The sequence below is a fragment of the Deltaproteobacteria bacterium genome (assembly GCA_018668695.1).
In the GTDB taxonomy this organism is placed as follows: Bacteria; Myxococcota; XYA12-FULL-58-9; order XYA12-FULL-58-9; family JABJBS01; genus JABJBS01.
This window is the reverse complement of the sequence record JABJBS010000166.1, coordinates 1-25,378: the sequence shown is the minus strand read 5'-3', so window position 1 is coordinate 25,378 and position 25,378 is coordinate 1. Positions and strand designations below refer to the sequence as shown.

The window sequence follows — 25,378 nt, the reverse complement described above, 5'->3', positions numbered from 1 at the left end:
TTTACGCAAATGCAATTAATGGATGTTCATCCATTTTTACTGCAAGATTATAGATTTGTCCCGGCGCTCGGCCGATAACAATGCCATGCTCGTCACGCTGTGGATACTTTGGAAAGACCAAGTAACCCGCTTGCGGCACTACCATATCGGACCCGTCGTCGTGCTTACCAATCACTTGGGATTTTTCAACCCAGGTAAAGTTGAGAAGGCCTGGTTCAAGCTGGCTACCGGGCCCGGAGAAGCTTTCTGCATATTGAATTTCGATAAATTCAAATTCCGGCGGGTTTGAGCTTTCGAGTTGTGCTTTGATGCTCTGTCCCGCGGCGACGGCATTCAATGCGTTCAATGCGCGTTCCATGGTTTGCCATGTAAGCTCTTTGGCAATTTCCGTGATCCCCTTTTGGCCCATTTCCAATGTGATGCCGGGAATACCGCGGTTGCGAGCGAACTCATCCGCGCAAACACAACCTGCGGAGAAAGCGTGGCGGGAGTCACGTGTGATCAAGCTGGTGCCACCGCCGAGCAGTTTAGCCCATTGGTATCCAGACTCATGAAAAGGGAAAATGTAAAACGGTTTTTCAGATGGCTCGATGGTTTGGTGAAAATCGATGAAGACGTCGGCCTGGTTGAGGACTTCCATCATTTCAAAAGCCCGCTTCTTTTCGAGGCTCTCTGGAGCCTCCTCAAGGAAGACTCGATTGAGATCGGCCTCAAGAAAGCGTTGGTCTTTTTTACAGGCTTCGATATTTCCAAGCATCAGGGTGACGCGGCCGCCGTACTCAAACTCACCGTTTGCCAGGGCTTGCGCCATTTGGACGAAGCCGGGGAGGCTTCCGGTCTCGTTACCATGTGTAATGGCACCAAAAACCATATGTTGGTCGTGTTTTCCAAAGTCGAAAGAAAGGGTCCAAGGTATGGGCCCACCGTGCTTTGGCACCAAGGCAGCGAACTGATCGAGGTATGTTTGGACTTGAGTCATAGACGTTCTCGCGGTCTGAAGCTTTCGTGGTCTATATACACAGTGATCTTGCAGGTGCAACGCGGCAGAATTCGAAAATACGACGCGCAGCAAACAAAGAGTGTCCTCTGGGTGCGTGGCGCAAAGCTCTGTGAGTTAGAGGTTGATGTAACTTACCTGAGTTTCGAGGAAATCTTTGAGAATCTTCATCGTCTCCGTAGGGTTCTCGGTGGTAAATTGAAGCGCGACAAAAGTTGAGGCAGCTCGTAAGATCTTACTGTGAATAACGATTTCTATTTCCGGCAAGAGCAGATGAAGGTTGCCGAAGTCTTCGAGTACTTGATTTGGAAGATCGGGTTCTAGACCTGCGTCAAACCTAGCACCGCCAAGTCCAATATCGTAAGTCTTACCAAGAAATGTCTTGTCGCCAGCAATGAGTTTACAGGGCACAAGCACCCGGATACGCTCGAATTTCCTGCGATTGTCTCGGTCCCACGGCAACTTCAAAATCAACCCCGCTCCGCTTGTGGTTGTTCTTTTATCCACTGCTAAAATTCTAGCATAGGATTCCCATTTCGGTCGATAAAAGGTTTAGAGAACGCCTGTCGTTTTATGGGTTTCACATTAGCGCCCCGCTTCGGTACACGGTTGTTATGTCGAATGATATCCAAAAAGCGGTTGAGCCCAATGTCCCCATGCGGGCGGTTGTCGTCCTGTTTGTGGCGGTCACAACGATTAGCTCAGCTGGGGTCCTGGTTGCATCGAATGAAACGGTGGACGCCAGAGTCATCGCTTGGTGGCGTATGCTGGGCTCATTCGTCGTCCTCGCACCATTTTGTCGCCAGGTTCAATGGCGTGAAGCTTGGCGCATGGCGCTGGCGGGGTTATTCTTGGCAATCCACTTTGCCACGTGGTTCGCATCCTTACGCTATATCCCGGTGATGAGGTCTACCTTATTGGTTACGATTGCTCCGATTTGGGCCGGTTTGATTGAGTGGGGCGTTTTACGCAAGCCACCGGTACGCCAGTTCTGGCTGGGTTTAGCGGTTGCCATTCCAGGCGTGGGTGTGATGACCGATGGCTTCGGTGGAGGAGGGCAATGGGTGGGCGATGGGCTCGCTATTCTAGGTGGAATAAGCGGCGCAGCCTATTTCGTGATCGGCAGTGAGGTGCGCAAGCGCATGGCGGTCATGCCCTATATGTGGGTGGTCTGCGGCGTTGCTGCATTGGCACTTTTGCCCGTGGTTGTGGTCTCAGGGGCTCCTCTTTGGGGGTTTGGCCTTCGAGAGTGTCTCTTGTTGGCGGCTTTGGTCGCAGGCCCGCAACTGATTGGGCATAACGGGCTCAACTATGTTCTGAAGTTCTTACCAGCTTCCACAGTCACCGCGGTGACGCTCTTGGAACCCATTGGCGCGGCGGTCCTGGCTTTTGTCTTTTTGGTGCAGATCCCCAGCTCTTTGGAGATCATCGGCGGGTTGTTGGTGATTGCCGGTCTCTTCGTTGCTCTGAAGCCAAAGTCATAAGTTCCTAGATTTACTGCAGATTGTTGAGTTTGCGAGTTTTTTGATCTCTTGCTTAACGCCCCTTATCTTCTGAGTTGATGGCGCAGGGACGCGCCAGTGAAGATGTGAGGCATTGTTGTGCAACATAACGCGACCGTAACGCAGTACCATGGCCCTGAAAGACGTGCTCATAAGCGCTATCCCGCCCCGGTGAATGTGCGTGAAATGATTCCAGGAAAGCAATTTTTCAAGCCGTTGAGCCTGGGCTATGGTGGGATCAGCTGTCTAGTGGAGCGTGGTTACACCAAAGACACCTTGGTCGTGATGGAAATCGATCTTCAGGATGGCTCAATGCCGTTTAGCACGCCAGCGCGAGTGATTCGGGTTGATGCTAGTTCAAAAGGCAGTGTGATGGCGTTGCGATTTATGATTCCGCAAATGCAACTGGGTCCCTACTTCGAAAAGATAAAATAGCTAATCTTATTAGTGACTTAATCGTTTCCTGGCTTCTTTTTCCCAATCCCTTGTTCCGAGAATTCCTTTACAAAAGAACCTAATTTGAATCTTGGTTATCGATCAGGACTGGACAGTTTTGCCCAGCGTTCGAATCTTGTTATATCGAGAAGTGGAAAGTAAGACCTTCGGAAAAGTGGAAGGTTCAACTTGCCACTTCTGTGTTGGGCAGATACTCTACGACGTGTTGGGAGAAACAAGACATGCCTCAGGCGAACCCGGTGGATAAGGCCTCATTGGTCAAAATTTCAAAATTGGCTGCTATGTCAGGCGTTTCTACGCCTACGATTAAGTATTATATGACCGAAGGGTTACTTCCTGGGCCCGCGCTCAAAACCAGTCGTAACATGGCTTGGTACGATCCGGTTCTCGCCGAGCGGGTCAAAGTGATTAAAGATTTACAAAGCAATCACTTCTTTCCTCTCAAAATGATTGGCGAAATCTTAGAGCCAGCACCGAGTGCAAACATCCGCGACGACATCGATATTGAGATGCGACGACGGTTGGGGCGCATAGGTGAAGTGATCGAGCAATCAACCTCCGCAAGCCGCTTCGACCGTAATGCCGATGAGGCTGGCGATGTGTTGAGCCGCAGCGAGATTCTCAAACTGGAAATTTCTGAAGATGAGCTGGCGATTCTCGATAAGCTGGGCATGACACCCGAAGCTCACGATAAAAACGGGGAGCGGATCTATGAGGGCGTTGGCCTGGACATGGTTCGCATTATTCATGAGACCCGGGAAGCTGGCATGGGCGATATTTTCCCGATGGAAATCCTAGAGCCATACATCGAATCTATCGGAACGCTGGTCGAGCGTGAACTTTCATTATTCAGAGAGCGAGTATTGGATGGTGCGGATTTACCGGACCAACCCTTTGATGAAGTTGCACGAAATGCAACGGCTTTGAGCGAGCGTCTCGTTTTGGCAATTCGCTCGCAATTACTCTTACGAGAAGTAACGAAACTTATGGGCGGGGCATCGCCTCAATAATATAAAATAGCGCGCACTGAATTTATGGGTTTAGGGATTATTGATGAAATTGAAATGTATTGTTGTAGCAGCCTCGTGGCTTGCACTGGGGTTAGTTACTTCTTCTTGTGGAAGCTCAACTGCTGAGAACTACCAAGAAAATACGCAAGCTGGCGAAGAGCAAAATGATACAGCTGGCGCAGATGACGCCGGCATGGATGACGAGAACACGGATTCGAGTACTGATGAGACCGCGGGTGAGGATACTCAGCCCTCGACCGATGATGGTTCGACCAATGAAGACGCGGGTAATTCGGACAACGGTGAGAGCACAGGCGATACGACCGATTCTAATCAAGATTCGAGCGACACGACCGATACCGATACCGATACCGATACCGATACCGGCGATGACACTGATTCCCAAGGTGGAAATAACCAGGCAAGCTACGGTAATATCGCTGATACGGGCAATTATGAGCAAACTCGCGAAGACGGCGTGGAGCTTCCCGGCGCTGATGGCCGTGTGATGACCACTACTGTCTGCACGCCATCAACGGGCAATGAGCATGCCATCGTCTTGGTATCGCCAGGCTTTCAATTGGGTCGTGAACTGTATGAGAGCTACTGCGCTCATTTAGCATCCTGGGGATACATCGCCATTTTACAAACATACTCTGAGAGCGGTTTCTTTATGAGCCATGGCAACTTGGCTGCAGATACAACTGGACTAATCGACTGGTTGGAAACCGAAGGAGCCGGTAACTTCCCATCTTGGAATGGTGAAGTAGGGCTTGTGGGACATTCTCTCGGCGGAAAGCTAAGCCTGCTTGCAGCCTCTCAAGATGCACGTATTGGAGCAGTAGTGGCGCTGGACCCTGTGGACAGTGACGATGAGCCGGTTGCTCCAGATCGTATGATGGATGTTGAAGCACCTGTGTTGATTTTAGGAGAGATGCTAGATTCAACGGGTTCTTTTCAAGCTTGTGCACCAGAAGCTGATAATTTTCGTCAGTTCTTTGAATCATCGCGCCCAGGGACGATTGAGATTGAGTTGTTTGGAGTAGGCCACATGGACTTTCTAGATAATCCCAATTGCCTCTTTTGTTCATTCTGCCAAAGCGGTGATTTAGGTGATGATGTTGTGAAGGAAATCGCTAGAAGAAGTATCGTGGGATTTTTTGGTAAGCATCTGAATGCAGACAATGGCTTTGACCCCTATATTGCAGGTCAGCCAGTACAGGACGATGCCCAAGAAGGTATCTTGAGCATCCGCACCCGTTGATTAGAAATTTGCTCGTCTCTTGTTACGCTTACCGTTCTTGCGACGAGCATCTTTTTTCATCGCCTTAAACTGATCGCGCTGTTCCGGCGTGAGATGAGCACGAGCCTTAAGCATTGCCTTTACACGTGTCTTGTGAATCTCGATTTCCAGTTTACCAATGTCTTCAACCATTCGCATGATCTCTGATTCGTTGGGTTGCTCGACATCGAGTGAATCGTGCATGGCAACTTTAAGCTTTTTAACTTCGAATTTAATCTCCATGATGGCATCTCGTGCTTCGCGCCGGATTTCTTTCATAGATGCAACGGTACTTGAGTCGAGACCCAGCTCTGCGGCCACCTTTTCAAGATCTGGCCCCATGGCGTTGCCTTTACCGCCATGCCCACGTGCCCAAGCTGTGCCTGAGGTAGAAACGAAAAGCATAGATGCTGCAGCAAGTGTTAGAAATAATTTTGAGTTCATTGAACTGAATCCTTTCGGGGCCTGGGTATTAGTCAAACATCACCTGTGAAATGGTGATGTAGTCATCTGGTAAATAAGTTTCGTGGTCGTTGTCTGGGTCGTAGTTTGAAAAGAGCTGAACCGTTGGTTCATCTAGAACCGTTGCAGCTAATTGTTGTTCAGAGACTTCGAATAGATTGGTTTGAGTGACAATTGCCCCGACGAGAAGAAGCAATGAGAACACAGCAGCAAATGCTGGAAACACATTTCGTTCTCCCGGGTCTCCTTTTTGAAGGTCGCGGCGTATTTTCGCCTCCATCGTATTCAACTCAAAAGGCGAGGCAGGTTCATGCTTGTAATTTTGAGCAATCGCCTCAATCCAGGCATCATCGCTTTGTTCAGGCTGAGTCATGACTTTTTCTCGACTTCCGTGGGTCTAATGTCGTGGAGTTGTTTGCGCAGAGTCTCTGTTGCTCGGTGAAGGTGACTCTTGAGCGTACCGAGAGGGGAGCCCATAGTGTCAGCGGCTTCTTGATTCGTGAATCCCTCGAGGTGAACCAAAACAAATGCTTCGCGCTGTCGAGGGCTGAGCTTGGTCATGGCTTTGTGAATACGTTTTTGTAGTCCGTGGTCGGCCGTAGAATCAGGCATTTCAACGGATCTGCTGGGTAAAAAGATCTGACGAAGAAGCTTTCGTGTTTTATGGCGACGCTGAATTGTCCGGCATTCGTTGACGAGAATTTGGAAAAACCAACTTTTGAGACGTTTGGGGTTTTCGAGTTGGGAAAAGTTTCCCCATGCTTTTTGAAAGGCGGTTTGAACGGCATCTTCGGCCAAAGAGTCATGGTTTCCAAGTAGGCGCCAGGCAGTTGAAAGCGCCTGACTATGATGGCGCTTGATAAGCTCGTCGAAGCAGGCTTGCTGACTGATTTCAGACGGTGACTCAAATACGGTCGCGATGCCTGGATGAGCTATGTTCTCGGTTTTGATTCTCATGACATAGGTTAGATGCCTCAAACATCAGTTCGGTTTACGGAAAAAACTATTTAATTCGTAAGTGGTTGAAAAGTCGAAGTAAAAATATGTCCTGATTGACGGTTTGACGCGTAGCGTATACGCTTTGTCGACCTGATAATAGCGCTGGAGGCTCACGATGATGCATCGCCGCAAAGACTTTGTTCGACAATTTATTTGGCTGATATTTACCCTGTGCGCATTGGGTTTGGTGGTGTCGTGCGTAGCGCCTCCATATGACCCGGCAGGCTCTGAAGAGACCACAGACGAAAACACGGATGATTCGGATTCATCGTCCGGGTCTGAAGACGATTCAGAGAGCGATGCTGAAGATGATGATTGCGGATGGGGCCAAGCACTCAACGACGACGGAGAGTGCGTGCCAAGGTGTATTTTTGACCAGTGCCCTCCCGGTTATACCTGTGATGAGGATTCGGACTTGTGTGAGCCCGACGCTGATTCAAGCGATGATGACGAGGACGAAGAAGACACAACATCAGACGGTCCGTGTGATCCTGCGAACTGTCCTGATGGCTACACCTGCCCCGATGATGCCTCCTCGTCAGAGTGTGTTCCGATCGAAGATGGTGGTTGCGGCGGCGTGTTTGATTGTTCGTTTGGAGAAACTTGCGTCGACGGCGCATGCGTTCCGCTTAGCGGAGAATTGGTCACGGTCTGCAGCGATGATGGCGACTGCCCACTGCTGATGACGTGTCAGGTTGGTGTTTGTGTTGGCTGCTTGGATGACTTGATGTGTGCCGGCGATGCCCGCTGCATCTTAGGTGTTTGCGTTGAAGCTGATCTTGGTACAGCCGGTGACTGTATCAATATGGAATGCGCTGAAGGGCAAACGTGTAATTGGCAAACCGGTATCTGCGAACCGAACTGCAGCGAAGATACGGATTGTCCTGACGGAGAATTTTGCTCGGCCATTACACAGTTTTGTACACCAGAATTTCAATGTGAGACAGACGCGGATTGTGTGACGGGAACATGCGTGGGAACGGTTTGTGTCGGTTGTACTGATGATACGGATTGTCAGCCCGGCTTGACCTGTACTTTTGGAGCATGCCTTCCTAATCCGGTGGGCTCAGATCCATGCTCAGCCGCTGAATGCGATGAAGCCACGGAGGCTTGTGACCCGCTTGACGGCAGCTGTTATCCGGCAGATGGAACCTGCGATTCAGATGATGAATGCCGCGAGGTCCATGATTGCAGTATCTTTGGCGTGTGCAGTGGATGTGACGTGGATGGCGATTGCCGGCCCGAACAACGCTGTATCCTTTCTGCTTGTGTGTTGCTCTAATGAAAACGAAACATTACCGAACCTGTAGTATTTGCGAAGCCCTCTGCGGACTTGAGTTAACTGTGGAAGACAACCAGGTTGTCTCTATTCGGGGTGATGCAGATGACGTTCTAAGCAAGGGATATCTTTGCCCCAAAGGGGTGGCGATGCAGGATCTGCATACAGATCCCAATCGGCTGAGAACGCCTTTGAAAAAAACTGAGTCCGGCTTTGTTCCCATTGATTGGGACACCGCTTTGAATATCGTGGCTGAGAAGTTGACCGAGGTTCGAGAACGGGACGGTCGAAGCGCTGTTGCCGTCTATGCGGGGAACCCGAACGCTCACAACTATGCAAGCATACTGACAAGCCAAGTATTACATAAGGCGCTAGGAGCACGCAGCCGGTTCTCGGCCACATCAGCCGACCAGCTTCCGCACATGTTTGCCGCGCTCTACATGTTTGGTAACCAGTTGGTTATTCCTGTACCGGATGTTGACCATACCGATCATATGTTGATTCTAGGAGGGAACCCGGCCGCTTCGAATGGCAGCTTAATGACGGCACCCGACATGCCCAAGCGCTTAAAGGCCATTCGGGCTCGCGGTGGAAAAGTGGTCCTCTTTGATCCTCGTCGAACGGAAACGGCGCGCTTGGTCGATGAACACCATTTCGTAAAACCCGGCACAGACGCTTTGTTAATGATGGCCTGGGTGAATGTGTTGTTTTCCAAAAAATTGGTCTCGAATGGCCCATGGACAAACTACGTTAAAGGGCTCGATGTGGTGCGAGAGGTTTGTAAACCCTTTACACCTGAGGCTGTTTCTAAGCATGTTGGCTTGGGCGCTGAAACCATCGAGCGAATTATTCAGGAAGTGTGTGATGCTCCCTCTGCGGCTATCTATGGTCGCATGGGTGTCTGCACGCAAAAGTTTGGCGGCCTCAGTGCATGGCTACTCAACGTATTGAATATTCTTACCGGTAATCTAGATCGCCGCGGCGGTGTGATGTTCACCAAGCCAGCTGTCGACTTCGCGCATCTTGCAGGAAAAAGTGGAAACCTGGGTCATTTTAATCTCTGGCAAAGCCGAGTGAGTGGTTTACCTGAATTTGGCGGCGAGCTGCCTGTATCAGTGATGGCTGAAGAGATTGATACACCCGGGAAAGGTCAAATACGTGCGCTGGTAACGTTGGCGGGCAATCCTGTGTTGAGTACTCCAAATGGTAAGCGCTTAGACAAAGCCTTGGAGCAACTCGAATTCATGGTTTCAGTGGATATGTATCTCAATGAAACAACGCGGCATGCCGATATTATTCTACCGACGGTAAGCCCTCTGGAACGAGACCATTTTGGTTTGGCTTTTCATAATTTCGCGGTTCGTAACACCGTCAAATACTGTGAACCTCTTTTTGAGAGAGATGGGAACACCAAGCCCGACTGGGAAATTATTGTTGAGCTCAGCAAGCGCTTGATGACCTTGAGGCCGGGTAAGGCGAAGCAGGCTCAGGGTAAAATGTTCTCGTTGATTCAGCAATTGGGTGGGCCGCCGCGTGCTTTAGATATGGCGCTGCGATTCGGAGCCTATGGCGCAGGCCTTAATCCTCTTGGTGACGGGCTTACCCTGGACAAGGTCAAAAAGACCCGTGGTGGTGTGGATTTGGGTCCATTACAACCCTGTATGCCGGAACGTCTCTACACCGAAGATAAGCTTATCGACTTAGCTCCAGAAGTGATTGTAGCCGATGTGGAGCGTCTGCGCTCTTTACTGGATGCGGAGCAAAGCGAAAATGAATTGGTTCTGATTGGTCGTCGCCAACTGCGAAGCAATAACTCTTGGTTGCATAATAGTAAGAGGCTAATGGGCGGAAAGAACCGCTGTACCTTATTGATGCATCCCGATGACGCTCAAGAGCGTGGGGTCGATGACGGCGATACCGTTGTTGTAGAGTCGCGGGTTGGAAGCCTTGAGATAACCATGGAAAAAACAGATTCGATGATGCCAGGCGTGGTGAGTATTCCACACGGTTTTGGTCACGGTAAGAAAGGCTCAAGCCTGGACGTGGCCAATAAGAATGCCGGTGTGAGCATCAACGACCTTACGGACGAAGAGCACTTCGACAGTCTTACCGGCAACGCTGGTTTCTCTGGAGTGCCCGTTGAAGTGAAACGTGCTGGAGTTTAAATAATGGCAGGCTTAGATGAATCAAAACCGTTTATCGCATTGAACATCGTTGTCCTCACTATCTCTGATACGCGAACCGAAGCTGATGATGTCTCTGGGCAAACCTTGGTGGAGCGGATTGAGAACTCAGGTCATTCCGTTCGGTTTAAGAGGATTGTTCGTGACGAGCAGGCCGCCATTGAAGAGTCGTTGAAGGAGTGTATTGCCGACCAAGCTATTGATGTTGTGGTTTCTACCGGTGGTACCGGGCTAACAGGTCGCGATGTGACGCCCGAAGCGTTTGCTGCGGTGTATGAAAAGCAAATCCCTGGTTTTGGTGAGCTCTTTCGCGCACAGAGTTATGAAACCATTGGAACGTCTAGCCTTCAAAGTAGAGCAACGGGTGGTGTGGCCGGTGGAACTTATTTATTTGCGCTGCCCGGTTCACCGGGCGCTTGCCGCGATGGATGGGATAAAATACTACAATATCAATTAGATAACCGATTTCGCCCCTGCAACCTTGTCGAGATTTTGCCACGTCTTCTGGAGATGTGATCAAACTTTAGCGGTCTTCACTCTTTTTTCCTTCAAGAATTACCCGATAACGTCGATACATTTTTGTGGTGCTGCCGCGTCGAGGCGTGGTGGTTTGGCGATAGCGAGTGAGGTGGAGGGCTTCCATGAACGACAGTACGAATTATCTTCCCGACGTTAAGCAGCAATATGAGGATTATCCTTTCCCAACCGTGGAGGCGTACGACGATACGTGGCGACTGCAGGTGATGCCGCAGGACATGCTCCAAAATATCAACCACTATTGTTTCGGTGGAAAAAAAGATTTCAGAGACAACTTTCGCGTATTGGTGGCTGGAGGTGGCACGGGGCACGCCGTTGTTTTTTTAGCTGAACAATTGCGAGAGATGAACGCCGAAATTTATTATGTGGACTTAAGTAAGGCCTCGCGAGAAGTCGCCCAAAAGCGTGCAGAAGTTCGTGGGCTTACCAATATCAACTGGATCTCTGGGTCGCTCTTAGATGTTCCAACGATGGGTATTGGTCAGTTTGACTACATCAACTGTACTGGAGTGCTGCACCACCTTGAAAATCCAACAGCAGGCCTCATGGCGTTGCGCTCTGTGCTTAAACCAGACGGTGCAATGGGCCTCATGGTTTATGGCAAGTACGGCCGCGCTTCCTACTATCACGTTCAGGAAATGATGGGGCTTATCAACGATGACAAAGAGGCACCTGAGCAAAAAATTGAAAATACAATGGCGGCAATGAAATCGTTGCCGGAGACGTTTTTTCTTGGCCACGGTATTCACCGGCAGCGCCACCTTGAAGGCTTCTTTAATGACCCTATCAACTTGTATGATACTTTTCTGCATTCGCAGGATAGAGCTTACACCGTGGCGGAAGTATACGAGTGGCTCAATACTTGCGGTTTGGAAATGAATGGTTTCACAAACTTCAACGCTACCATGGGCGAGAAGATTCAGTATCGACCTGAACTTTATATTAAAGATGAAAATCTATTAGACCGTGTGATGAAGTTTACACTGCCAAAAAGACAGGCGGTCGCGGAACTCGTAAGTTCCAAGATTGGTCTCCATTCTTTTTATTGCTCGTATCAAAGTGACACACAGGCAAGCCCTCTCGATTTAGAGATGGTTCCATTTTTCAGTGATTGTCATTGCGGAGGGGAACCCGTGTTTACCGAGCTTAACCTTGGGGAAACCTGTAGTTGGTTAGAAAGTAATCCAGGTGAGCAGTACGTCGTGCGGCATCCTACGGGGCTGACTATAGCGATTACGAATACCCCGTTGACCGGCCGAATCATGAAGTACATTGATGGCGAGCGGTCATTGAAAACCATTTTTGAAATGGTCTGCGAGGACTTTCGTGCACGGGGCTTCGCTCCATCACAAGAAGATCTTACTCAGAGTTTTCTTGGGATCTACAATGTTTGTTCGGAGATCGAATGGCTGAGGTTACGGCATGAATCTGTGCCTGCTTATCCAACCTATCAAGAGATGCAGGGCCGTGTCTCGTCTCAATATGCGGCTCGGAACAACGTCGCTTAAGGCGCCACTTCTTTAAAAGCCTCTATTGCTTCTAGTATTGAAGAAATTGATTCTGGTGCGTGTTCATCTGCTGCTGCAGACCAGGCACGGTTAAGCATGCGCTCGCCGTAGGCCACAACAACCAAAAGTTCAGCGCCCTTGTCCATCCCCAGCTTCTCGACGACCTTATTGCGAGCGATCGCAAAGGGAACGACATATTCTTGAAGAATAGCGTCTACGCGGTCACAGAGCTGGGCGGTGGTTAAACCGTTAGCGTCTGAACCAAGGTCTGCGAGAGGGGCTTGAATGCTTTCGAGCCGCTCAAACGGGTTGACGGCATTGGGGTCATTATCAGGCTGGTCCTGCTCGATTTTGATTTGCCTGCGCCATAAATAGATTCCGATGGCTGCGGCAACTGCTCCGACAATAAACACGGGTAGCGTGTCGGGGAATTGGCCACGTTCCAGAGGAAGCTTTGCGCTGCCGGCAATTGCCACAAGAATGCCTGCCGCAAAAATGTACGGTCCGAATGAACGCGATGATTGTGATTCAGTAGTCATAATGCTCAAGCTCCTGTGAAGATTTCGAAGGCTGCGTGTCCGATGCCCAAGAGGGCTTCTCCCACAATTAATCCAGCGGCGAGTGGAACAAGTTTATGTTCAACAAAGGCTGAGCCCTTTTTCTTCATGATGTACATGTTGGTCAGGCAACCGACGCCGTAACCAAGCGTGATAGAAAATGGCAGGTACATTGCAAGTCCAATCAAGACGCCGAGTCCACTCATGGGAGCTGCTCCTAGCAGTGCACCTACAATACCGCCCATGACGTATTTGTCGGTAGGCACATTGCCGCTTTGCACAGCATCGATGATTCCCATCAGTGCGCCGGCTTGGGGAGCTGGAAGAGCAGTGCCCTCGCCAAATCCGCCTTGTCCACCTGGGCCATTGGTCCAGAGCACGTAGATGGCTCCAAGTGCAAGGACAGCTCCAATCCAGGTAACACAAAATTGTGCAATCTGTTGCTTGATAGGACGCCCGCCAATCAGAAAACCGGTCTTAAGATCCTGCATCATATCTGCGCCTTGTCCGATGGCGACACATACCGCAACACCAACGACCATGGCGCCTGCAATGTTTCCGTTGAGGAGGAACATCATCAGCGTCACGCTGATAAGAGCCATCCCGCTCATAGGGGAGATGTCTGTCATACCAGTTGCTTGGGCGACGATAAGCCCGGCAAGGCCTAGCCAGATGGTTCCCACAACAGAGGCAAGCAATGCCTGTGGGACGCTTACGCCGGGAGTCAGAATGGACGCAATGAAGAAAAGAACTACCGCGCCAATGGTGCCGGCGATTAGAACGTTGAGGGGCAATTCATCGGTTCCAACTTTGCTACCACCAGCCTTTGCGGTTTTAGCAGCGGTTGAGAGCGAGCGAATGGCGCTCTTAATAGCGGGAAAGCTGACCACAACGCCCATCAAGGCGCCTCCAATCAATGCACCGATGCCCAGAGGGCGAATCATTTTTCCGTAGAGGGCGCCAAAGGCTGGCGTTCCATCAGAGATGGCACCAGCGGTGAAGTTGGCGAGAAGGTCCGTGGGAATATTGGGCGGTGTCCAGCCCATGTTGTAGGCGATGGGAGCGACAACCCACCAAGCGATAACACCCCCAACGAAAAATGGGAGACCACCTCGGCCAGAAAGAAGACCGGCGGCGAGGTTCATAAGCGAAAGATAAATGACGGGAGAGAGGTAATCAGGAATAACGCCAAAACTGATATTGAGCTCTTCATGTGAAAGAATGCCGGGTGCATCCAATGCCCCAGAAACCATCACGAGCTTCCAAGCAGCGCTGATGGCGAAGCCTATGCCCAGCAGTTTGGCTTTCTCAATGCCTGATGAGCCGGAGCGGATAATCGTTGAGACCGCAACACCGGACGGGAATCGCAATCGGTCAAGGTCAATCATTTGCTTGCGAAGAGGGATGATTAGAACGACCCCGAGGATAGCACCGGAGATTCCGCCAATGATGAGCGGCAGAGCATCGAACTCGATTCCAGGCAGCCCCTCGGCTCTCCATTTTGCGTCCAGCATGAAGAGTGCGGGAAGTGTAAAGACAACACCCGTACCTGCGGTGTTGATACCAGAGGCAATGGTTTGGTTGATGTTGTTTTCAATCATGGTGCCTTTACCAAGAACACCCCGTAGCAACGCGTAACCCATGATGGACGCAACGGTTGAGCCACCAATCGAGAATCCAAGTTTAAGTGCCGCGTATACAAACGCGAGATTAAGAATGATTCCTTGAATGACCCCGAGTATGAATGCTGCAGCTGTCATTTCGCGATAGGGTTCGACCATCGCATCTTTGACTGCACGCGCGTGTACGCCTTCTGGCATTGCCTTGCTCCCTGGTTCTGGTGCTTCTACGGCCGGCTAGATACAGTTTGATTTCTCGTCTTGCAAGCTGCCCAAAGAGTAGCCAAGATGTTGAAATTGATAGAGTATTCCATGAACAACATTGCGCAGTGCGGCATGTTGATGTTTCATATCCAGGAGAGTCCTATGATACGTGGCTTGATGTCTTTCGCGGTGTTTCTTTTGTTACCGGTTGGTGCGGTCGCGGCGACCCCACGAAGCTCTGTGAATGTCGATATGATTCGAGACTGCAGTGTCTCAGCCGCAGGACCATCTCAAATAAAAACCTGTACTGGCCCTGAAGGATACCAAGCGGTGATTTATAAGACACCGATGGGTGAACAACTTACGCTGGAAAACACGGGGGCTGCTTTTTCTGCAGCCGTGATTCGATGCGAAGCCGGTCAGCAGATTAAAAAGCTTACTTGGCGAATGCGTGATGGCCGGCCTTTCGCAGCTCTTATCGGTTATACTTGTGCGGTGACTGTGCGGGGCCAAAGTGCCCAGGGCTCAGAGCTTCGTATCTTGGTACAAGGCCTTAAAGGCTTTGAAGAGTATGGACATGAAGTAAGAAATAAATCGGGGGCCCCCACTATCAAGGCGGCCGAAGCATTGGCCGATGGTTGGCTGACGAAGAAATAGTGCAGTTAAACAAGCTATTTAAACATTTTTTGCCGTATTTTTTAATGTTGCGTGTCCAAGGGGTGTGGCAGAGAGTGAATGCTTTCGCTATAGCGGGTTAAGGGTAGGGACCTGCGATCGGAGTTTGAGGTTATGAGCAATAAGACTGTTTTTTATGTGTTGGCAGCCGTGATTTGCCTGTGTATGCCTGCCCTCGTATCTGCCAAGGTGCAGCCCATTATTCAGGATAATGTTTCTCTTGAGAGAGATATGCGATTCGATATTTTGGGTTCAGTCAGTAACCATGTTGTTGGCGGCGCAGGCTGGTTCGTGATGCCCGTGTTGCATGACGGATTCGTTCCCGGACTTAACGATTCTTTCGATCTCGAACTTGGCGGTTACGTTGCTTGGTATTTCAAAGGCGACGCAGATTATTTGTTTTTAGAGCCTGCTGCTGGCGTGAAGTGGAATTTTCATATTCTCGAGGAACTCACAGCATATGTAGGCGCGCGCACAGGCTTGGTCATCGGGCTTGGTGCAGATATTTTTGAGCCAGATGGCGGCGGAATAGCTGGCATTTATTGGCATTTGGGTCAGGGCGTAGATTTGCGGGTTGAACTTGGTTATCGCCATGTTGGCCGTGCAGGTGCTCAGATCGGTGTAAGCTTCCCATTTTGAGAAGCCAACCAATAGCATTAGACCCTAATTGAAAAGATAGATCACATTCCTGTGATCTTGATTATTCGTATCAAACGAAGTGAAGCGAAATTTGTTCTCAATGAGACAGTTTTGCGGTTTTTGTGGACTTAGGGTGGCATTTGCCATCTCCTAATAACGTGGAGGCTTGTAATGGAAGCGTTAGCGATTAAGAGCTTTTTGACATTGTTGGTTGTAATGGATCCGATTGCATTGGTTCCGATGTATTTGGGAGTGAGTGGTTCCTTAGGCCCTGATGACCATCGCCAGGTTGCGCGCCGCTCAACCATGGCTGCGGGAATCGTATTGTGGTCGTTTACTTTAATCGGTGGAAAACTTCTGGCGACTTTGGGAATCTCATTAAGTGCTTTCAGAATCGCCGGTGGGTTACTCTTGTTTAAGATAGCCGTTGATATGGTTTTTGCTCAGCGTGAGCGAGAAACTGAAGAAGAGCAGGCCGAAGCGATGGCTAAGGAAGACATCAGTATCTTTCCTTTAGCAATTCCGCTCATGGCAGGTCCGGGTGCGATGGCAAGTGTTATGATTTTGGCCGGTGAGGGTGCGTTGTTGCATCCCTTGGGGTCAGGCATTGTACTGGCCTGCACGACCATTGTTTTAGTGTTGTGTTGGGCCGCTCTGAGGCTGGCCGAGAGAATTGCTAAAGTTCTTGGTACCACTGGCATCAACGTGGTGACCCGAATCCTAGGCGTATTGCTAGCAGCCTTGGCTGTGCAATATGTCGCCGACGGGACTCTCGCTTTTCTTGCTTAAGCGAGAACTAAAGGAAAAAGGCTCAAAAGCGTACCGGCCGCAGTTAACGCTGCGGTCGTTGCGGCAAGGGCGCCTGCCATCTGAATGCGTCGGCGCTTCTTCAAGCCAGCCATCTCCAGAAGGCTGTTTGAATCGAGCTTGTTCACTTCTTGCACTTCGTTCACCGAGCGATTTGCGCTGTATCCTCTTAGGTTTTGGTTCACACCTGTCGTATCAACATTAAATGCTGAGCGCGTGATGCGTTCTCCTGTAGGGATACCTGACAATGCAGCCATGGTATTAACGAACTCTTCTTGACACTCAGGGAGGTGAGCCTCCCCCAAAATGGGATTGCTTGCGACGTTCATATCTTCGGTCCTCGGTAAATGAGATGTTGTTTCCGTTGGGGGGGCACCCTCTGGTTTCAACACCTTTCCTCTCTGCGCTGAGGCTTAAGTGCTACCAATTATTCGGTTGCTCCGGGCCTCAAAAGTTTGACGCTTACCGGGGCGATATTTGTATTTTTATTTTTCCCTCTATCGGAAGGGCGGATGTCACAGCCCGTGAGTACTGAAAACCCCATTTCTTAAAAAATCGTTTAATAATTGGGGTTTAACGCACTTTTGTTTTTGGAGGGTTTGCCAGGGATCGGGCTTGAATCCTCTTGGGTTAAACCCAGGAGCGGGTGTAAGTGCATGTCGTTATTGGGTTTATCATGACCCTGTTTTAGCCCTGTGATCTTTTTAGGTTTAGAGTGTGTTTTTCTGTCTCTGATTTAAAGATCGTGAACTCAAAACGGTAGAGTTCGAAAGAATCCGAAGTTCGCTTGAGCGAACCGTGATGAGCCGAGCACCTACTTCACATTGCGCCGAGGTGATTGTTTGAGTTTTGCCATAATGAGTTTAGCCTCGGCCGGTTTTCCAAGTGCGAGATAAACCCGGCTCAAAGTTGTGAGGATCTCTCTGGAATCGGGTTCAAGGTCTTGAGCTTTTTCAAGATGTTTGACGGCATTTTCGTAGCGGTGCTCGGAGGCATAGATTTGCCCCAGTAGATAGTGGTCTGTCCAAATGGGCTGTGAGTGTTCGATGTTTTCTTGGAGTAACTTACGCGCAACCTCCATACGCCCTTCGTCCCAGGCAGCTTGGGCAAGCTTACGGGCCGGCACTCGGTACCAAGGGTTGGCTTCCAGCGCCCTTTGACGAAGCCGCTCGGCTGCGATGAGTTCGCTTTCCAATAGGGCATAATCTGCTAGCAGGTCTAAGCCGACAGCGTATGTTGGAGCATTCTCCACGGACTGTCTCATTGTGCGACGAGCAAGATCTATGTCGCCAGCTTCCTCAAATACTTTTGCCAATTCAAAATAAACGCTGCAGGATTTTCGGCTTAGTTCCCGCGCCTGTCGCAGTGCTTGAGCTGCTTGGTCAGGCTCTGGGTAGTTTTTCCCGAGCCATAAATGAGGCAAGTAAAATTCAGGCTCTAAGTCGCGGGCGCGTTCCAAGTTGTGAATACGCTCAGCTAAGTCTGAGGTGATGCTTGCTTGCCCGTTGTAGAGTAGCTTTTCCATGCGTCCATATTTGATCTTGCGGTAGCGTGTCTTGGGGTAGGTTGGGGCTTCTTCGTGACTCTCATAGGCCGTCATAAAGCTATCGCGGCGGCCGCTGCTGGTATCGAGCATCCGTGCCCGACTACAAGCTTCTTCGTAAATCTCCATGCGTTTGTGTGCATGCTGTGACTCCATGCGGTGCTGTTGGACATGATGATAAGCGTTGCTGGCAATCTTATTAATCGAGGCCTTATTGGTGAGCAGCTTCTCCAGCTCAACCTCTAAGTTCTGTTCAGAATCAAAGAGCAGTCCGGTATCACCATGCTTAATGGAGTTACGATAAACCGGCAGGTTGGAGCAAACGGGAACGGTTGAGGTTGCTGCATACTCGAGAAATTTAACATCATGACGACAATGGTTGAATTCAGAAGGCAGAAGCGGAGCGATTCCAATATCCAAACCTTTTAAGAATGAAACGTATTCCTCCAGTGCTCCCGGCATGTGGAATTCGAGTTGGTTGGACGGGATATTGGCAAAGTGATGTTCGATTGCAGGGTTGGCCATAATAGCCAAAGTGGCCTCCGGATGATTTTCGAGAATGCGCCTTAAGGCAGGCAGTGCGTAGATAATGTCTTCGCGCTGCCCTCTAGAGCCGCCCCATCCAATTCTAATTTTTTGGTTGCCATCGTTTGCTGCTTTATTGGGCGGGCTTGGTGCTTCGAAGGTTTCCCGGAGTTGGCTTGGAAGAATCTCGCAGTGGGTGGCCAAGTGCTCAAAATTTTCCGCGAGCGCCGAGGTCGCGAAAATAAGCGTTTCTGCCTGACTGGCCAATTGGTAGTAGGTACTTTGTTCTCTTGGGTCCAAAACCCCGCCTCGAATCCAAGGTTGGGCCACGGAGATATTACTGTTGATTTCGAATATTGTAGGTAAGCCTCGAGCGCGCCTGTGGGCCAATATCGGCAGGTAGTCAGCATCAGAGGTATCGCAGAGAATGAGAAGGTCAGCACTCCACATCATCGTTTGGATGGCGGGTGTGAGAAATGAACCACTGGCGATATAAGTATTCGCAAGAGCGCCGATCGACCGGCACGGTTGTTCGGTTCGGTAGACGTGTTGTTCAGCTTCCTGGCTCGCGTAGTACGGCGGTTCAACGTGGACAATCAGCAAAAAATGCGTCCCTTCTCAAGTACATGGACCGGCTTCTAATCCGGAGCATCGTGTCTCGTTTCACAGTATTTAGTTTGAAAGTTCAGATCCAGCGGTGTTTTATTGACCCGGTGGACAAAGAGGCTTCTAGACGTATGCCGCAGTGCGGCGAGTCGCCTGTTGGCTTAGCTCTGGTCTATGAGATCGTGATAGGCTGAACTCGCAATGATGTTGGACCAATGTACAGCCTGCGAGATGAATATTCGCCATAATGCTAGGTTTTGCCACGCCTGTGGTGTCCCTGTCTGGCCTCTGCGTATCTGTGAATCCTGCAGTTTACCCACTCCGGCCCGTGGAAGTTTTTGCGATCAGTGTGGATGCGGTTTTGATAACTCAGAGCACGCCTCGGATGTGGTTCCTGTGGCCTCGGTTCAGCAGATCGTCAGACCCGGGGACTCTGGGATTCATCTGGTTAGAAATGACGAGGGTGTAGCGGCAGATGGCGGCGTTCAGGGCCAAGCGGCTCGGGACTTCATTTCCCCAACTAAGAATAACCAAATTTCTAAATTACCGATTGGGAGCGAAAAAGCATCTGAGAAGCGGGTTGTTACCATGTTGTTTGCCGACATCTCTGGTTTCACAGAATTGTCAGAACGACTTGAGCCTGACGAAGTAAGCGACATCATGAATACCGTCTTTGACGCCATGACTGATGTTGTTGTGAAAAACGGCGGAACCATCGACAAATACATCGGTGATTGTTTGATGGCTCTTTTCGGAGCACCCCGTTCTTACGGAGATGATGCTGAAAGGGCTGTTCGGTCTGCTTTGGAGCTCCAGTGTGAAGTGGGTAAGTTGTCGAAGCGGTTTGAAAAGGAAATAGGCAGCAAGCTAGAGATTCGCGTTGGGCTCAATACCGGTATGGTGGTGGCTGGTTTTGTGGGAGGCCAAGGGCATCGCGATTATACGGTGATGGGAGATGCGGTTAATCTTGCGAGTCGCCTGGAGTCGGCATGTGAGCGCGGCCGAGTTCTTGTGGCATCCAATACGCAGCGCTCTATATTGAACTCTTATGTGACAGAGGACGCAGGTACCTTCGATGTGAAGGGCAAGTCGAAACCTGTTCAAGCATTTTATGTGGTTCGAGAACGTGAAATGAAAATCGCCGATATGGCTGATTTTTTCGAGGGCCAGGCTGTACCGTTTTTGGGACGCGATGGCGAACTCGATCTATTGCTGGATTCTCTAGAAACTGTAGCCAGTGTTTCAACAGCTCATCTTGTGAAGGTTGCGGGTACTCTTGGCTCAGGAAAGAGCCGGATGGTTACCGAATTCTCACGGGTAGCATCGGAGCGTCACGGCGCAAGGATTGTGTATGGTCGGTGCACGCGCAGCGTTAATCTTTTTATGGCCCCGATTCGTCAGGGTTTGGAAAGTTATCTGGAAACTCAGTTTGAGTCAGTCGGCAATGGTATCCACACATTACTTGGCTCATCATCCTTAGCGGTGGCCGGCCCTGAAACGATCAGTGGCGCCGGCTTGGAACTTTTGGACAACTTTTTCGCTGGTAACGATGTCTTCCATGAGAGCGGCAATGCGACCAACTTGACCCGCAAGGCTTTGTTTAGGGCGTTGACGCATCTCTTCAAGGCTATAGCAGAGGACACTGTGTGTGTGTTGGTGGTGGCGGATGCTCATCTAGCCGACGAGTCTATGCAAGAATTTGTAAGATACCTCCTTGGAGATCAGGGAGATAAAGCCCGTACCCTTGTGTGCTGGGAAATGCAGACGAACACTGAAAATCAAGAATCAGCAAGGTTACTCTTTGAGGGCTCAAAGGTCGGTTTATTGGAAATGATACCGCTGGAAGATGTTTTCATTACGAGAATGGTTCAAGAAATCCTCTCGCCAGCGGGAGAGGTTCCTGCTTGGGTTGCGGAGTGGATCGTTGGCCAAGCTGAGGGCCGGCCGCTCTATGTTCTAGAGCATCTACGCTCTCTTCAGGCTCTGGGACTGCTTGCTATCGATGCTGAACTAGGCACCTGGGCAATCGTATCAGAGAAACCAGAAGATATGGTTCTACCCCCAACGATCCATGGCGCTCTTCAGGCAGAGTTGGATGCAATGAGCCCTGTTCAGCGAATCTTATTGCAAAGAGCTGCGGTGGTAGGCCGAGTTTTTTGGGACAGGTTGATGGTTCAGGTTTGCGCAGATCTCATCGCTGAATACAAAATCCAGCGGGCCTTACAGTCGCTGCGGGTAGCGGGGGTGCTTCACCGCCGCGGCTCATCGGTGCTCGAAGGAGCCGTGGAGTACCGTTTTCAAAGTGAGATTTTTCAACAGGTCTGTTATGACTCATTGGTTCAACGAGAGCGTAAACGGATTCATGAATCGGTGGGTCACTCGCTCAGCCTGGTTAATATGAATATTGAGCAAGCTCTACTTGGGCGCCACTATAAATTAGGAGACAAACCTGATTGTGCAGTGACTTGTTTTTTATTGGGAGCTGAGAGTCGTCTTGATGAATATTCTCTTCAAGAGGCAATGGATCTATTAGACGAGATTCAAGATATATTGGATGTTTATTCCGGGGAGAGTATTGGGCGTATTGCTGAGCGTTCGAAACGTGTTCGGTATTATAAGGCAAGGGCACGGGTTTGTTATCATCAAGGTGAGCTTGATGAGTCGATGGCTGCCATAGATTGTGGTTTTCAGCTGCTTCAATTGCCCGAGAAGCGAGATGGGGAACAAGAGTCGGAACTTGAAAAGTTTGCTGCAGAGCTACACAAAGTGCGAGGCGACGTTTATCGTACACGAGGCGCGCCTGAACAGGCGATTGTAGCTTACCGGGAAGCATATTCTCGGTTTTCCGATGCAGGATCTGCACCATGCACTCGGATTGATATTCAGGGGTCGATTGCTTGGGCGCTTCGAGAAATGGAGCAGGAAGACGAGGCATTGAAAATATCGAGGTCCATCATTTCTCAATACGAGGGCTTAGAGATTGAGGGCTCATCGATGGCTGAGGCATTGGCGCGCCACTACGATACCATCGGAACGATTAGTCTCGGGAAAAAAGAACTCGATACCGCGCAGACGATGTATCAAAAGGCGAAAGAGTTACGAGAAGTTGGCTCTAAAGTTGAATTACTCGCTCATTCAGATGGGAATCTTGCATGTGTAGCGGCACTGACGGGAGATTGGCTCAAGGCATCTGTGGTCTTTGGAAGAGTGGTTCATCTCTGGACGAGATTGGGGGACGCCCGGATGATGAGCATTGGTCAACTTAATCAAGTCGAGTGCTTTATTGAACTCTTTGAGAAAAGCGGTGGTTCGGATAAGCAGGACTACAAGGTTTCCGCTCACACCACTTTAAGCGCGGTCAAGGCTCACATGGACCACTATGGTATCAGTGAGTTTGACCAAAACTACGAAGGCCTTGTGGGTCGCCTTAAAGTAAAATCAACGTAATTTAAAATCTGCGACGTACTCTCCGTAGACGGTTCGGCTAACCGGATCGATAAGCCATGGCATCACTATTTTCTTTGGAACCCGAATGGTTGCTGGTGCTTGATGGGTTCCGAAAATGATATCCCAAAGCGGCGTGGTTACGCCGTGATTCATTTTGGGATTTTCAAAGTGGTGGTGGAAATGGTGGCGACGCGCCCATCTCCCATAGCTGTGGCGAGGCGGGTTGACGTGCAGGCTCCAGTGTAAATATTCGTACCATGCATATCCGACCGCAAACCCAATCGTGAATGCTGCAGCAATTACTGTCCCAAATATAAAGAGGGTGATTGCAAAGATTTTTGAGAGGACAACAACGGTTCTCAAGGTTTTGCCGGCCCAAGGTGTAAAATAGTTGCCGAGTCGGTGATGCTTGAGATGCTCTTTGGAGAATGCATTCTTACCCTTGGCTTTATGGCCAACCCAGTTGTGCATTGCGTATTCAGTGAAAGTCCAGGTGAGCAGGCCCAACGAGAAAGCGATTAAGATAGTGAGCGCCATAAGAGATCTCCTTCATGGGTAGAGTTTGATTCGGTTTTTAGGTTTTCTAAAAATGCGGTTGCTTCGTTGAAATGATTTTTAAATACGGAGGCATCGCAGCCCCAGGCAACGAAGAGTGCGGTGATGGTATCTTCCCCGAGGTTTTTTGCTGGTACTTGTTCAGGGTAGAGTCTGCGCATTTTCAACATGGAGTTGATGCCGAGAAGTGCACTCCAAAGTACGATGGTGCGTTCGCGGGGCTGGCCCGCCGAAATGAGATGCTCCGCAGTGGACTGTTTAAGGAGTTGTTCCACTCGGCCAAGCATTTCAAAAAGAGTGTGAAGGACCATTGGGCGGTCCTCTTCGGGAACCATGCTTCGTGGATCGACGAGCATGAGGTCGACCATGCGGTATCGCGCTGGTGAGCTCTCTGCCATTTCTATAAAGGCGCGTGAAATAACCAACACGGGAGTGAGGGGTGAGGCAGCCTGAGAGTCTTGAACACTTGCCTCGTAAATGTCGGCGATTTGGCCCAGCGACGATGTGACACTGCGAACGATATCTTCCCCTAAGGCGGTCAGCATGGCCTGCTTGGACGGAAAGTAGCGGTAAAGTGCTCCAACCGTGAGATCCAGCTCCCGAGCAATACGGTGGACCGTGACGGCCTCCAGCCCTTCATTGAGGAGAATGGTTTGTGCCGTGGCGAGAATAAGCTGTGTGCGCTCTTGTCTCTTGCGGCTTCGCCGGTCTATTGGGTGAGTCATGTTTATTAAATAAACAATGTTCACTTTTTTGTCAATCGTAAAAAAACTCATTGTTTTTAAGTGTTTATGAAAATCGTTGGTTTATAAGACTGAACTTCGGCTTACCAGTGTCTGATTTTCCAGCTTCCGTTGTCTTGGATGAGGAAGACCCTACTGGCCGCTTTAACGGCGTTTTGTTCGAGTTCAGCAAGATATATCAGGAGTTCTCCACGTGCGTGAGCCTCGATGGCTGCCTCAAGCATACGTGCGGAAAGGTTATGAAACGGGATAGCTCTAAAGAGTTTGTTAGACGCGGCTGATTGATCGCCTCGGAGTCCAATTCGATAACTCAAAGCTGTTGGGTGTGCCGCGCTGTAAACACTGCCCATGAGTTTTTCGTCCCCGGTTTGCCAGCCTTGGATAAGGGTTTCGATCACTTGCATGATTGGGGTGGCAGCGGCCACATAGGCGTCGATCTCGGTTTGGGCTGGCCACTCAACGGGTGCGGGGGTTTCGAAGCGTAGGGGACGTGCGGTTGGCTTGATACCTAGAGTGCGGGCACGGGCCCTAATCTCACGGACGCGGTTGAGATCTTCACGCAAAGCTCGCCAGGTTTGCTCAGCCCTGAGGTAGTGGAAGTAATTCTCACGGGTGGGAGCCAAAAAGGATTCAAGTTTGAGTGCGGCAATTTCATTTCTCGAAATATTGTCGAGGATGTCGATTTTTGGAGCCACGTCGAATTCAAGCTCCGTTGCTACCAGATCCAATATGATGCTCTTACGGTACCGTTTCAGTGGTTGGTCCGGTTGCCTGACTCTTTTTGCGAATCCAAGCGTGGCGGCTTGAAACCCAAGTCTAGACAAAGAGCCGGGGCCTTGAAGCTTTGCTGGGAGTTCCTCTCGAAAAAGATTTCTTACGGCATTGAGAATGGCATCCTTCGCTGTTGAGTTGTCTCCAGTGCGTGCTCCGGTTGCCTGGCGAATAACTTGATTGGATTCAAGATGGGTCAGTGTGAGGCTTGCGACCCATTTTCTACCTATGCGGCCCAAGGTTGCGGTTAAAAGTAATTCGGATTCGAAGTTATTACTGACCTCGAAAAAACATGCGTCGGGTTCACAGTCCTTCGGTTGAAGAGCGGGGTTCTTTTCAAGGTAGGCTTGGATATCGTGTTGCGAAAGAACCGCGAGACGAGGGACGGTATCCAGTGCTGCCAATAAATCGGGATTAAGAGCTTGAGCAAGCTCCGGTGCAACTTGTTCAGACGAGGTTAATTCATGCACTG

At 50.1% G+C, this 25,378-nt stretch carries 24 protein-coding genes; 12 read left to right on the top strand and 12 right to left on the bottom strand.

Features of this window, described 5'->3' with window-relative positions; translation table 11 throughout:
• Nucleotide 1: 1 nt before the first annotated feature.
• Nucleotides 2-979, bottom strand: coding sequence for a hypothetical protein (locus tag HOK28_08790; GenBank protein ID MBT6433173.1), 978 nt, complete (start codon nucleotides 977-979; stop codon nucleotides 2-4).
• A 135-nt stretch (nucleotides 980-1,114) separates the two neighbouring features.
• Nucleotides 1,115-1,504, bottom strand: coding sequence for a PilZ domain-containing protein (locus tag HOK28_08785; GenBank protein ID MBT6433172.1), 390 nt, complete (start codon nucleotides 1,502-1,504; stop codon nucleotides 1,115-1,117).
• A gap of 107 nt (nucleotides 1,505-1,611) precedes the next feature.
• On the opposite strand from HOK28_08785, the gene HOK28_08780 reads away from it, so the two are divergent.
• The 4 genes from HOK28_08780 (at nucleotide 1,612) to HOK28_08765 (ending at nucleotide 5,229) form a co-directional block, all read left to right on the top strand.
• Complete coding sequence (locus tag HOK28_08780; protein ID MBT6433171.1) at nucleotides 1,612-2,481, top strand: EamA family transporter; 870 nt, start codon at nucleotides 1,612-1,614, stop codon at nucleotides 2,479-2,481.
• Nucleotides 2,482-2,598: 117 nt separating this feature from the next.
• Nucleotides 2,599-2,934, top strand: a complete 336-nt coding sequence (locus HOK28_08775) for a PilZ domain-containing protein (protein MBT6433170.1) — start codon at nucleotides 2,599-2,601, stop codon at nucleotides 2,932-2,934.
• A 242-nt stretch (nucleotides 2,935-3,176) separates the two neighbouring features.
• Nucleotides 3,177-3,965, top strand: a complete 789-nt coding sequence (locus HOK28_08770; GenBank protein ID MBT6433169.1) for a MerR family transcriptional regulator — start codon at nucleotides 3,177-3,179, stop codon at nucleotides 3,963-3,965.
• Nucleotides 3,966-4,008: 43 nt separating this feature from the next.
• Nucleotides 4,009-5,229 carry a hypothetical protein gene (locus HOK28_08765; GenBank protein MBT6433168.1) on the top strand — a complete coding sequence of 407 codons (1,221 nt, stop codon included), beginning with the start codon at nucleotides 4,009-4,011 and terminating at the stop codon, nucleotides 5,227-5,229.
• On the opposite strand, the gene HOK28_08760 is transcribed toward HOK28_08765, so the two are convergent.
• The 3 genes from HOK28_08760 to HOK28_08750 are packed head-to-tail and all read right to left on the bottom strand — an operon-like array spanning nucleotide 5,230 to nucleotide 6,666.
• A complete protein-coding gene (locus HOK28_08760; protein MBT6433167.1) occupies nucleotides 5,230-5,691 on the bottom strand; it encodes a periplasmic heavy metal sensor in 462 nt (153 codons plus the stop codon).
• 28 nt (nucleotides 5,692-5,719) lie between these two features.
• Nucleotides 5,720-6,082: a hypothetical protein gene (locus HOK28_08755; protein ID MBT6433166.1), complete on the bottom strand. Its 363-nt coding sequence runs from the start codon at nucleotides 6,080-6,082 to the stop codon at nucleotides 5,720-5,722.
• A complete protein-coding gene (locus HOK28_08750) occupies nucleotides 6,079-6,666 on the bottom strand; it encodes an RNA polymerase sigma factor (GenBank protein MBT6433165.1) in 588 nt (195 codons plus the stop codon). Before HOK28_08750 ends, HOK28_08755 begins: the two co-directional genes overlap by 4 nt.
• 157 nt (nucleotides 6,667-6,823) lie before the next feature.
• On the opposite strand from HOK28_08750, the gene HOK28_08745 reads away from it, so the two are divergent.
• From HOK28_08745 to HOK28_08730, 4 genes are all read left to right on the top strand, one after another.
• Nucleotides 6,824-7,990: a hypothetical protein gene (locus HOK28_08745; protein MBT6433164.1), complete on the top strand. Its 1,167-nt coding sequence runs from the start codon at nucleotides 6,824-6,826 to the stop codon at nucleotides 7,988-7,990.
• Entirely contained in the window at nucleotides 7,990-10,152 is a 2,163-nt protein-coding gene (locus HOK28_08740; GenBank protein ID MBT6433163.1) for a molybdopterin-dependent oxidoreductase, read from the top strand. The genes HOK28_08745 and HOK28_08740 overlap by 1 nt, the downstream gene beginning before the upstream one ends.
• A 3-nt stretch (nucleotides 10,153-10,155) precedes the next feature.
• On the top strand, nucleotides 10,156-10,686 hold the full coding sequence (moaB, locus tag HOK28_08735; GenBank protein ID MBT6433162.1) for a molybdenum cofactor biosynthesis protein B: 531 nt from the start codon (nucleotides 10,156-10,158) through the stop codon (nucleotides 10,684-10,686).
• A 125-nt stretch (nucleotides 10,687-10,811) separates the two neighbouring features.
• Entirely contained in the window at nucleotides 10,812-12,215 is a 1,404-nt protein-coding gene (locus tag HOK28_08730; protein ID MBT6433161.1) for a class I SAM-dependent methyltransferase, read from the top strand.
• Here the strand turns inward: HOK28_08730 and HOK28_08725 are convergent.
• Entirely contained in the window at nucleotides 12,212-12,754 is a 543-nt protein-coding gene (locus HOK28_08725) for a hypothetical protein (protein ID MBT6433160.1), read from the bottom strand. The two genes, HOK28_08730 and HOK28_08725, sit on opposite strands and share 4 nt — an antisense overlap.
• A 5-nt stretch (nucleotides 12,755-12,759) precedes the next feature.
• The gene (locus HOK28_08720; GenBank protein MBT6433159.1) at nucleotides 12,760-14,592 is read right to left on the bottom strand and encodes a peptide transporter; all 1,833 of its coding nucleotides are present in this window, start codon (nucleotides 14,590-14,592) and stop codon (nucleotides 12,760-12,762) included.
• An 87-nt stretch (nucleotides 14,593-14,679) separates the two neighbouring features.
• Here HOK28_08720 and HOK28_08715 point away from each other — a divergent pair, with 87 nt between their 5' ends.
• The 3 genes from HOK28_08715 (at nucleotide 14,680) to HOK28_08705 (ending at nucleotide 16,698) form a co-directional block, all read left to right on the top strand.
• A complete protein-coding gene (locus tag HOK28_08715) occupies nucleotides 14,680-15,252 on the top strand; it encodes a hypothetical protein (protein MBT6433158.1) in 573 nt (190 codons plus the stop codon).
• A 132-nt stretch (nucleotides 15,253-15,384) separates the two neighbouring features.
• Nucleotides 15,385-15,909: a hypothetical protein gene (locus HOK28_08710; protein ID MBT6433157.1), complete on the top strand. Its 525-nt coding sequence runs from the start codon at nucleotides 15,385-15,387 to the stop codon at nucleotides 15,907-15,909.
• 171 nt (nucleotides 15,910-16,080) lie between these two features.
• Complete coding sequence (locus tag HOK28_08705) at nucleotides 16,081-16,698, top strand: MarC family protein (GenBank protein MBT6433156.1); 618 nt, start codon at nucleotides 16,081-16,083, stop codon at nucleotides 16,696-16,698.
• Here HOK28_08705 and HOK28_08700 read toward each other — a convergent pair.
• Nucleotides 16,695-17,045 carry a hypothetical protein gene (locus tag HOK28_08700; protein MBT6433155.1) on the bottom strand — a complete coding sequence of 117 codons (351 nt, stop codon included), beginning with the start codon at nucleotides 17,043-17,045 and terminating at the stop codon, nucleotides 16,695-16,697. The two genes, HOK28_08705 and HOK28_08700, sit on opposite strands and share 4 nt — an antisense overlap.
• A 485-nt stretch (nucleotides 17,046-17,530) precedes the next feature.
• Entirely contained in the window at nucleotides 17,531-19,387 is a 1,857-nt protein-coding gene (locus HOK28_08695; protein MBT6433154.1) for a tetratricopeptide repeat protein, read from the bottom strand.
• 204 nt (nucleotides 19,388-19,591) lie between these two features.
• Here HOK28_08695 and HOK28_08690 point away from each other — a divergent pair, with 204 nt between their 5' ends.
• Entirely contained in the window at nucleotides 19,592-22,837 is a 3,246-nt protein-coding gene (locus HOK28_08690) for an AAA family ATPase (GenBank protein ID MBT6433153.1), read from the top strand.
• Here HOK28_08690 and HOK28_08685 read toward each other — a convergent pair.
• The 3 genes from HOK28_08685 to HOK28_08675 all read right to left on the bottom strand — a co-directional run.
• Nucleotides 22,829-23,374, bottom strand: coding sequence for a sterol desaturase family protein (locus HOK28_08685; GenBank protein MBT6433152.1), 546 nt, complete (start codon nucleotides 23,372-23,374; stop codon nucleotides 22,829-22,831). The genes HOK28_08690 and HOK28_08685 overlap by 9 nt on opposite strands.
• Nucleotides 23,356-24,117: a TetR/AcrR family transcriptional regulator gene (locus tag HOK28_08680; GenBank protein ID MBT6433151.1), complete on the bottom strand. Its 762-nt coding sequence runs from the start codon at nucleotides 24,115-24,117 to the stop codon at nucleotides 23,356-23,358. Before HOK28_08680 ends, HOK28_08685 begins: the two co-directional genes overlap by 19 nt.
• Before the next feature lie 101 nt (nucleotides 24,118-24,218).
• Nucleotides 24,219-25,378: hypothetical protein (locus HOK28_08675; protein ID MBT6433150.1), on the bottom strand; the 1,160-nt coding region annotated here is incomplete at its 5' end.

Coding starts and splice junctions, on each gene's coding strand:
- HOK28_08790 (MBT6433173.1), bottom strand. CDS start 979: ATGACTCAAGTCCAAACATACCTCGATCAGTTCGCTGCCTTGGTGCCA.
- HOK28_08780 (MBT6433171.1), top strand. CDS start 1,612: ATGTCGAATGATATCCAAAAAGCGGTTGAGCCCAATGTCCCCATGCGG.
- HOK28_08770 (MBT6433169.1), top strand. CDS start 3,177: ATGCCTCAGGCGAACCCGGTGGATAAGGCCTCATTGGTCAAAATTTCA.
- HOK28_08765 (MBT6433168.1), top strand. CDS start 4,009: ATGAAATTGAAATGTATTGTTGTAGCAGCCTCGTGGCTTGCACTGGGG.
- HOK28_08760 (MBT6433167.1), bottom strand. CDS start 5,691: ATGAACTCAAAATTATTTCTAACACTTGCTGCAGCATCTATGCTTTTC.
- HOK28_08755 (MBT6433166.1), bottom strand. CDS start 6,082: ATGACTCAGCCTGAACAAAGCGATGATGCCTGGATTGAGGCGATTGCT.
- HOK28_08750 (MBT6433165.1), bottom strand. CDS start 6,666: ATGAGAATCAAAACCGAGAACATAGCTCATCCAGGCATCGCGACCGTA.
- HOK28_08745 (MBT6433164.1), top strand. CDS start 6,824: ATGATGCATCGCCGCAAAGACTTTGTTCGACAATTTATTTGGCTGATA.
- HOK28_08740 (MBT6433163.1), top strand. CDS start 7,990: ATGAAAACGAAACATTACCGAACCTGTAGTATTTGCGAAGCCCTCTGC.
- moaB (MBT6433162.1), top strand. CDS start 10,156: ATGGCAGGCTTAGATGAATCAAAACCGTTTATCGCATTGAACATCGTT.
- HOK28_08730 (MBT6433161.1), top strand. CDS start 10,812: ATGAACGACAGTACGAATTATCTTCCCGACGTTAAGCAGCAATATGAG.
- HOK28_08725 (MBT6433160.1), bottom strand. CDS start 12,754: ATGACTACTGAATCACAATCATCGCGTTCATTCGGACCGTACATTTTT.
- HOK28_08720 (MBT6433159.1), bottom strand. CDS start 14,592: ATGCCAGAAGGCGTACACGCGCGTGCAGTCAAAGATGCGATGGTCGAA.
- HOK28_08715 (MBT6433158.1), top strand. CDS start 14,680: ATGTTGAAATTGATAGAGTATTCCATGAACAACATTGCGCAGTGCGGC.
- HOK28_08710 (MBT6433157.1), top strand. CDS start 15,385: ATGAGCAATAAGACTGTTTTTTATGTGTTGGCAGCCGTGATTTGCCTG.
- HOK28_08705 (MBT6433156.1), top strand. CDS start 16,081: ATGGAAGCGTTAGCGATTAAGAGCTTTTTGACATTGTTGGTTGTAATG.
- HOK28_08700 (MBT6433155.1), bottom strand. CDS start 17,045: ATGAACGTCGCAAGCAATCCCATTTTGGGGGAGGCTCACCTCCCTGAG.
- HOK28_08690 (MBT6433153.1), top strand. CDS start 19,592: ATGATGTTGGACCAATGTACAGCCTGCGAGATGAATATTCGCCATAAT.
- HOK28_08685 (MBT6433152.1), bottom strand. CDS start 23,374: ATGGCGCTCACTATCTTAATCGCTTTCTCGTTGGGCCTGCTCACCTGG.
- HOK28_08680 (MBT6433151.1), bottom strand. CDS start 24,117: ATGACTCACCCAATAGACCGGCGAAGCCGCAAGAGACAAGAGCGCACA.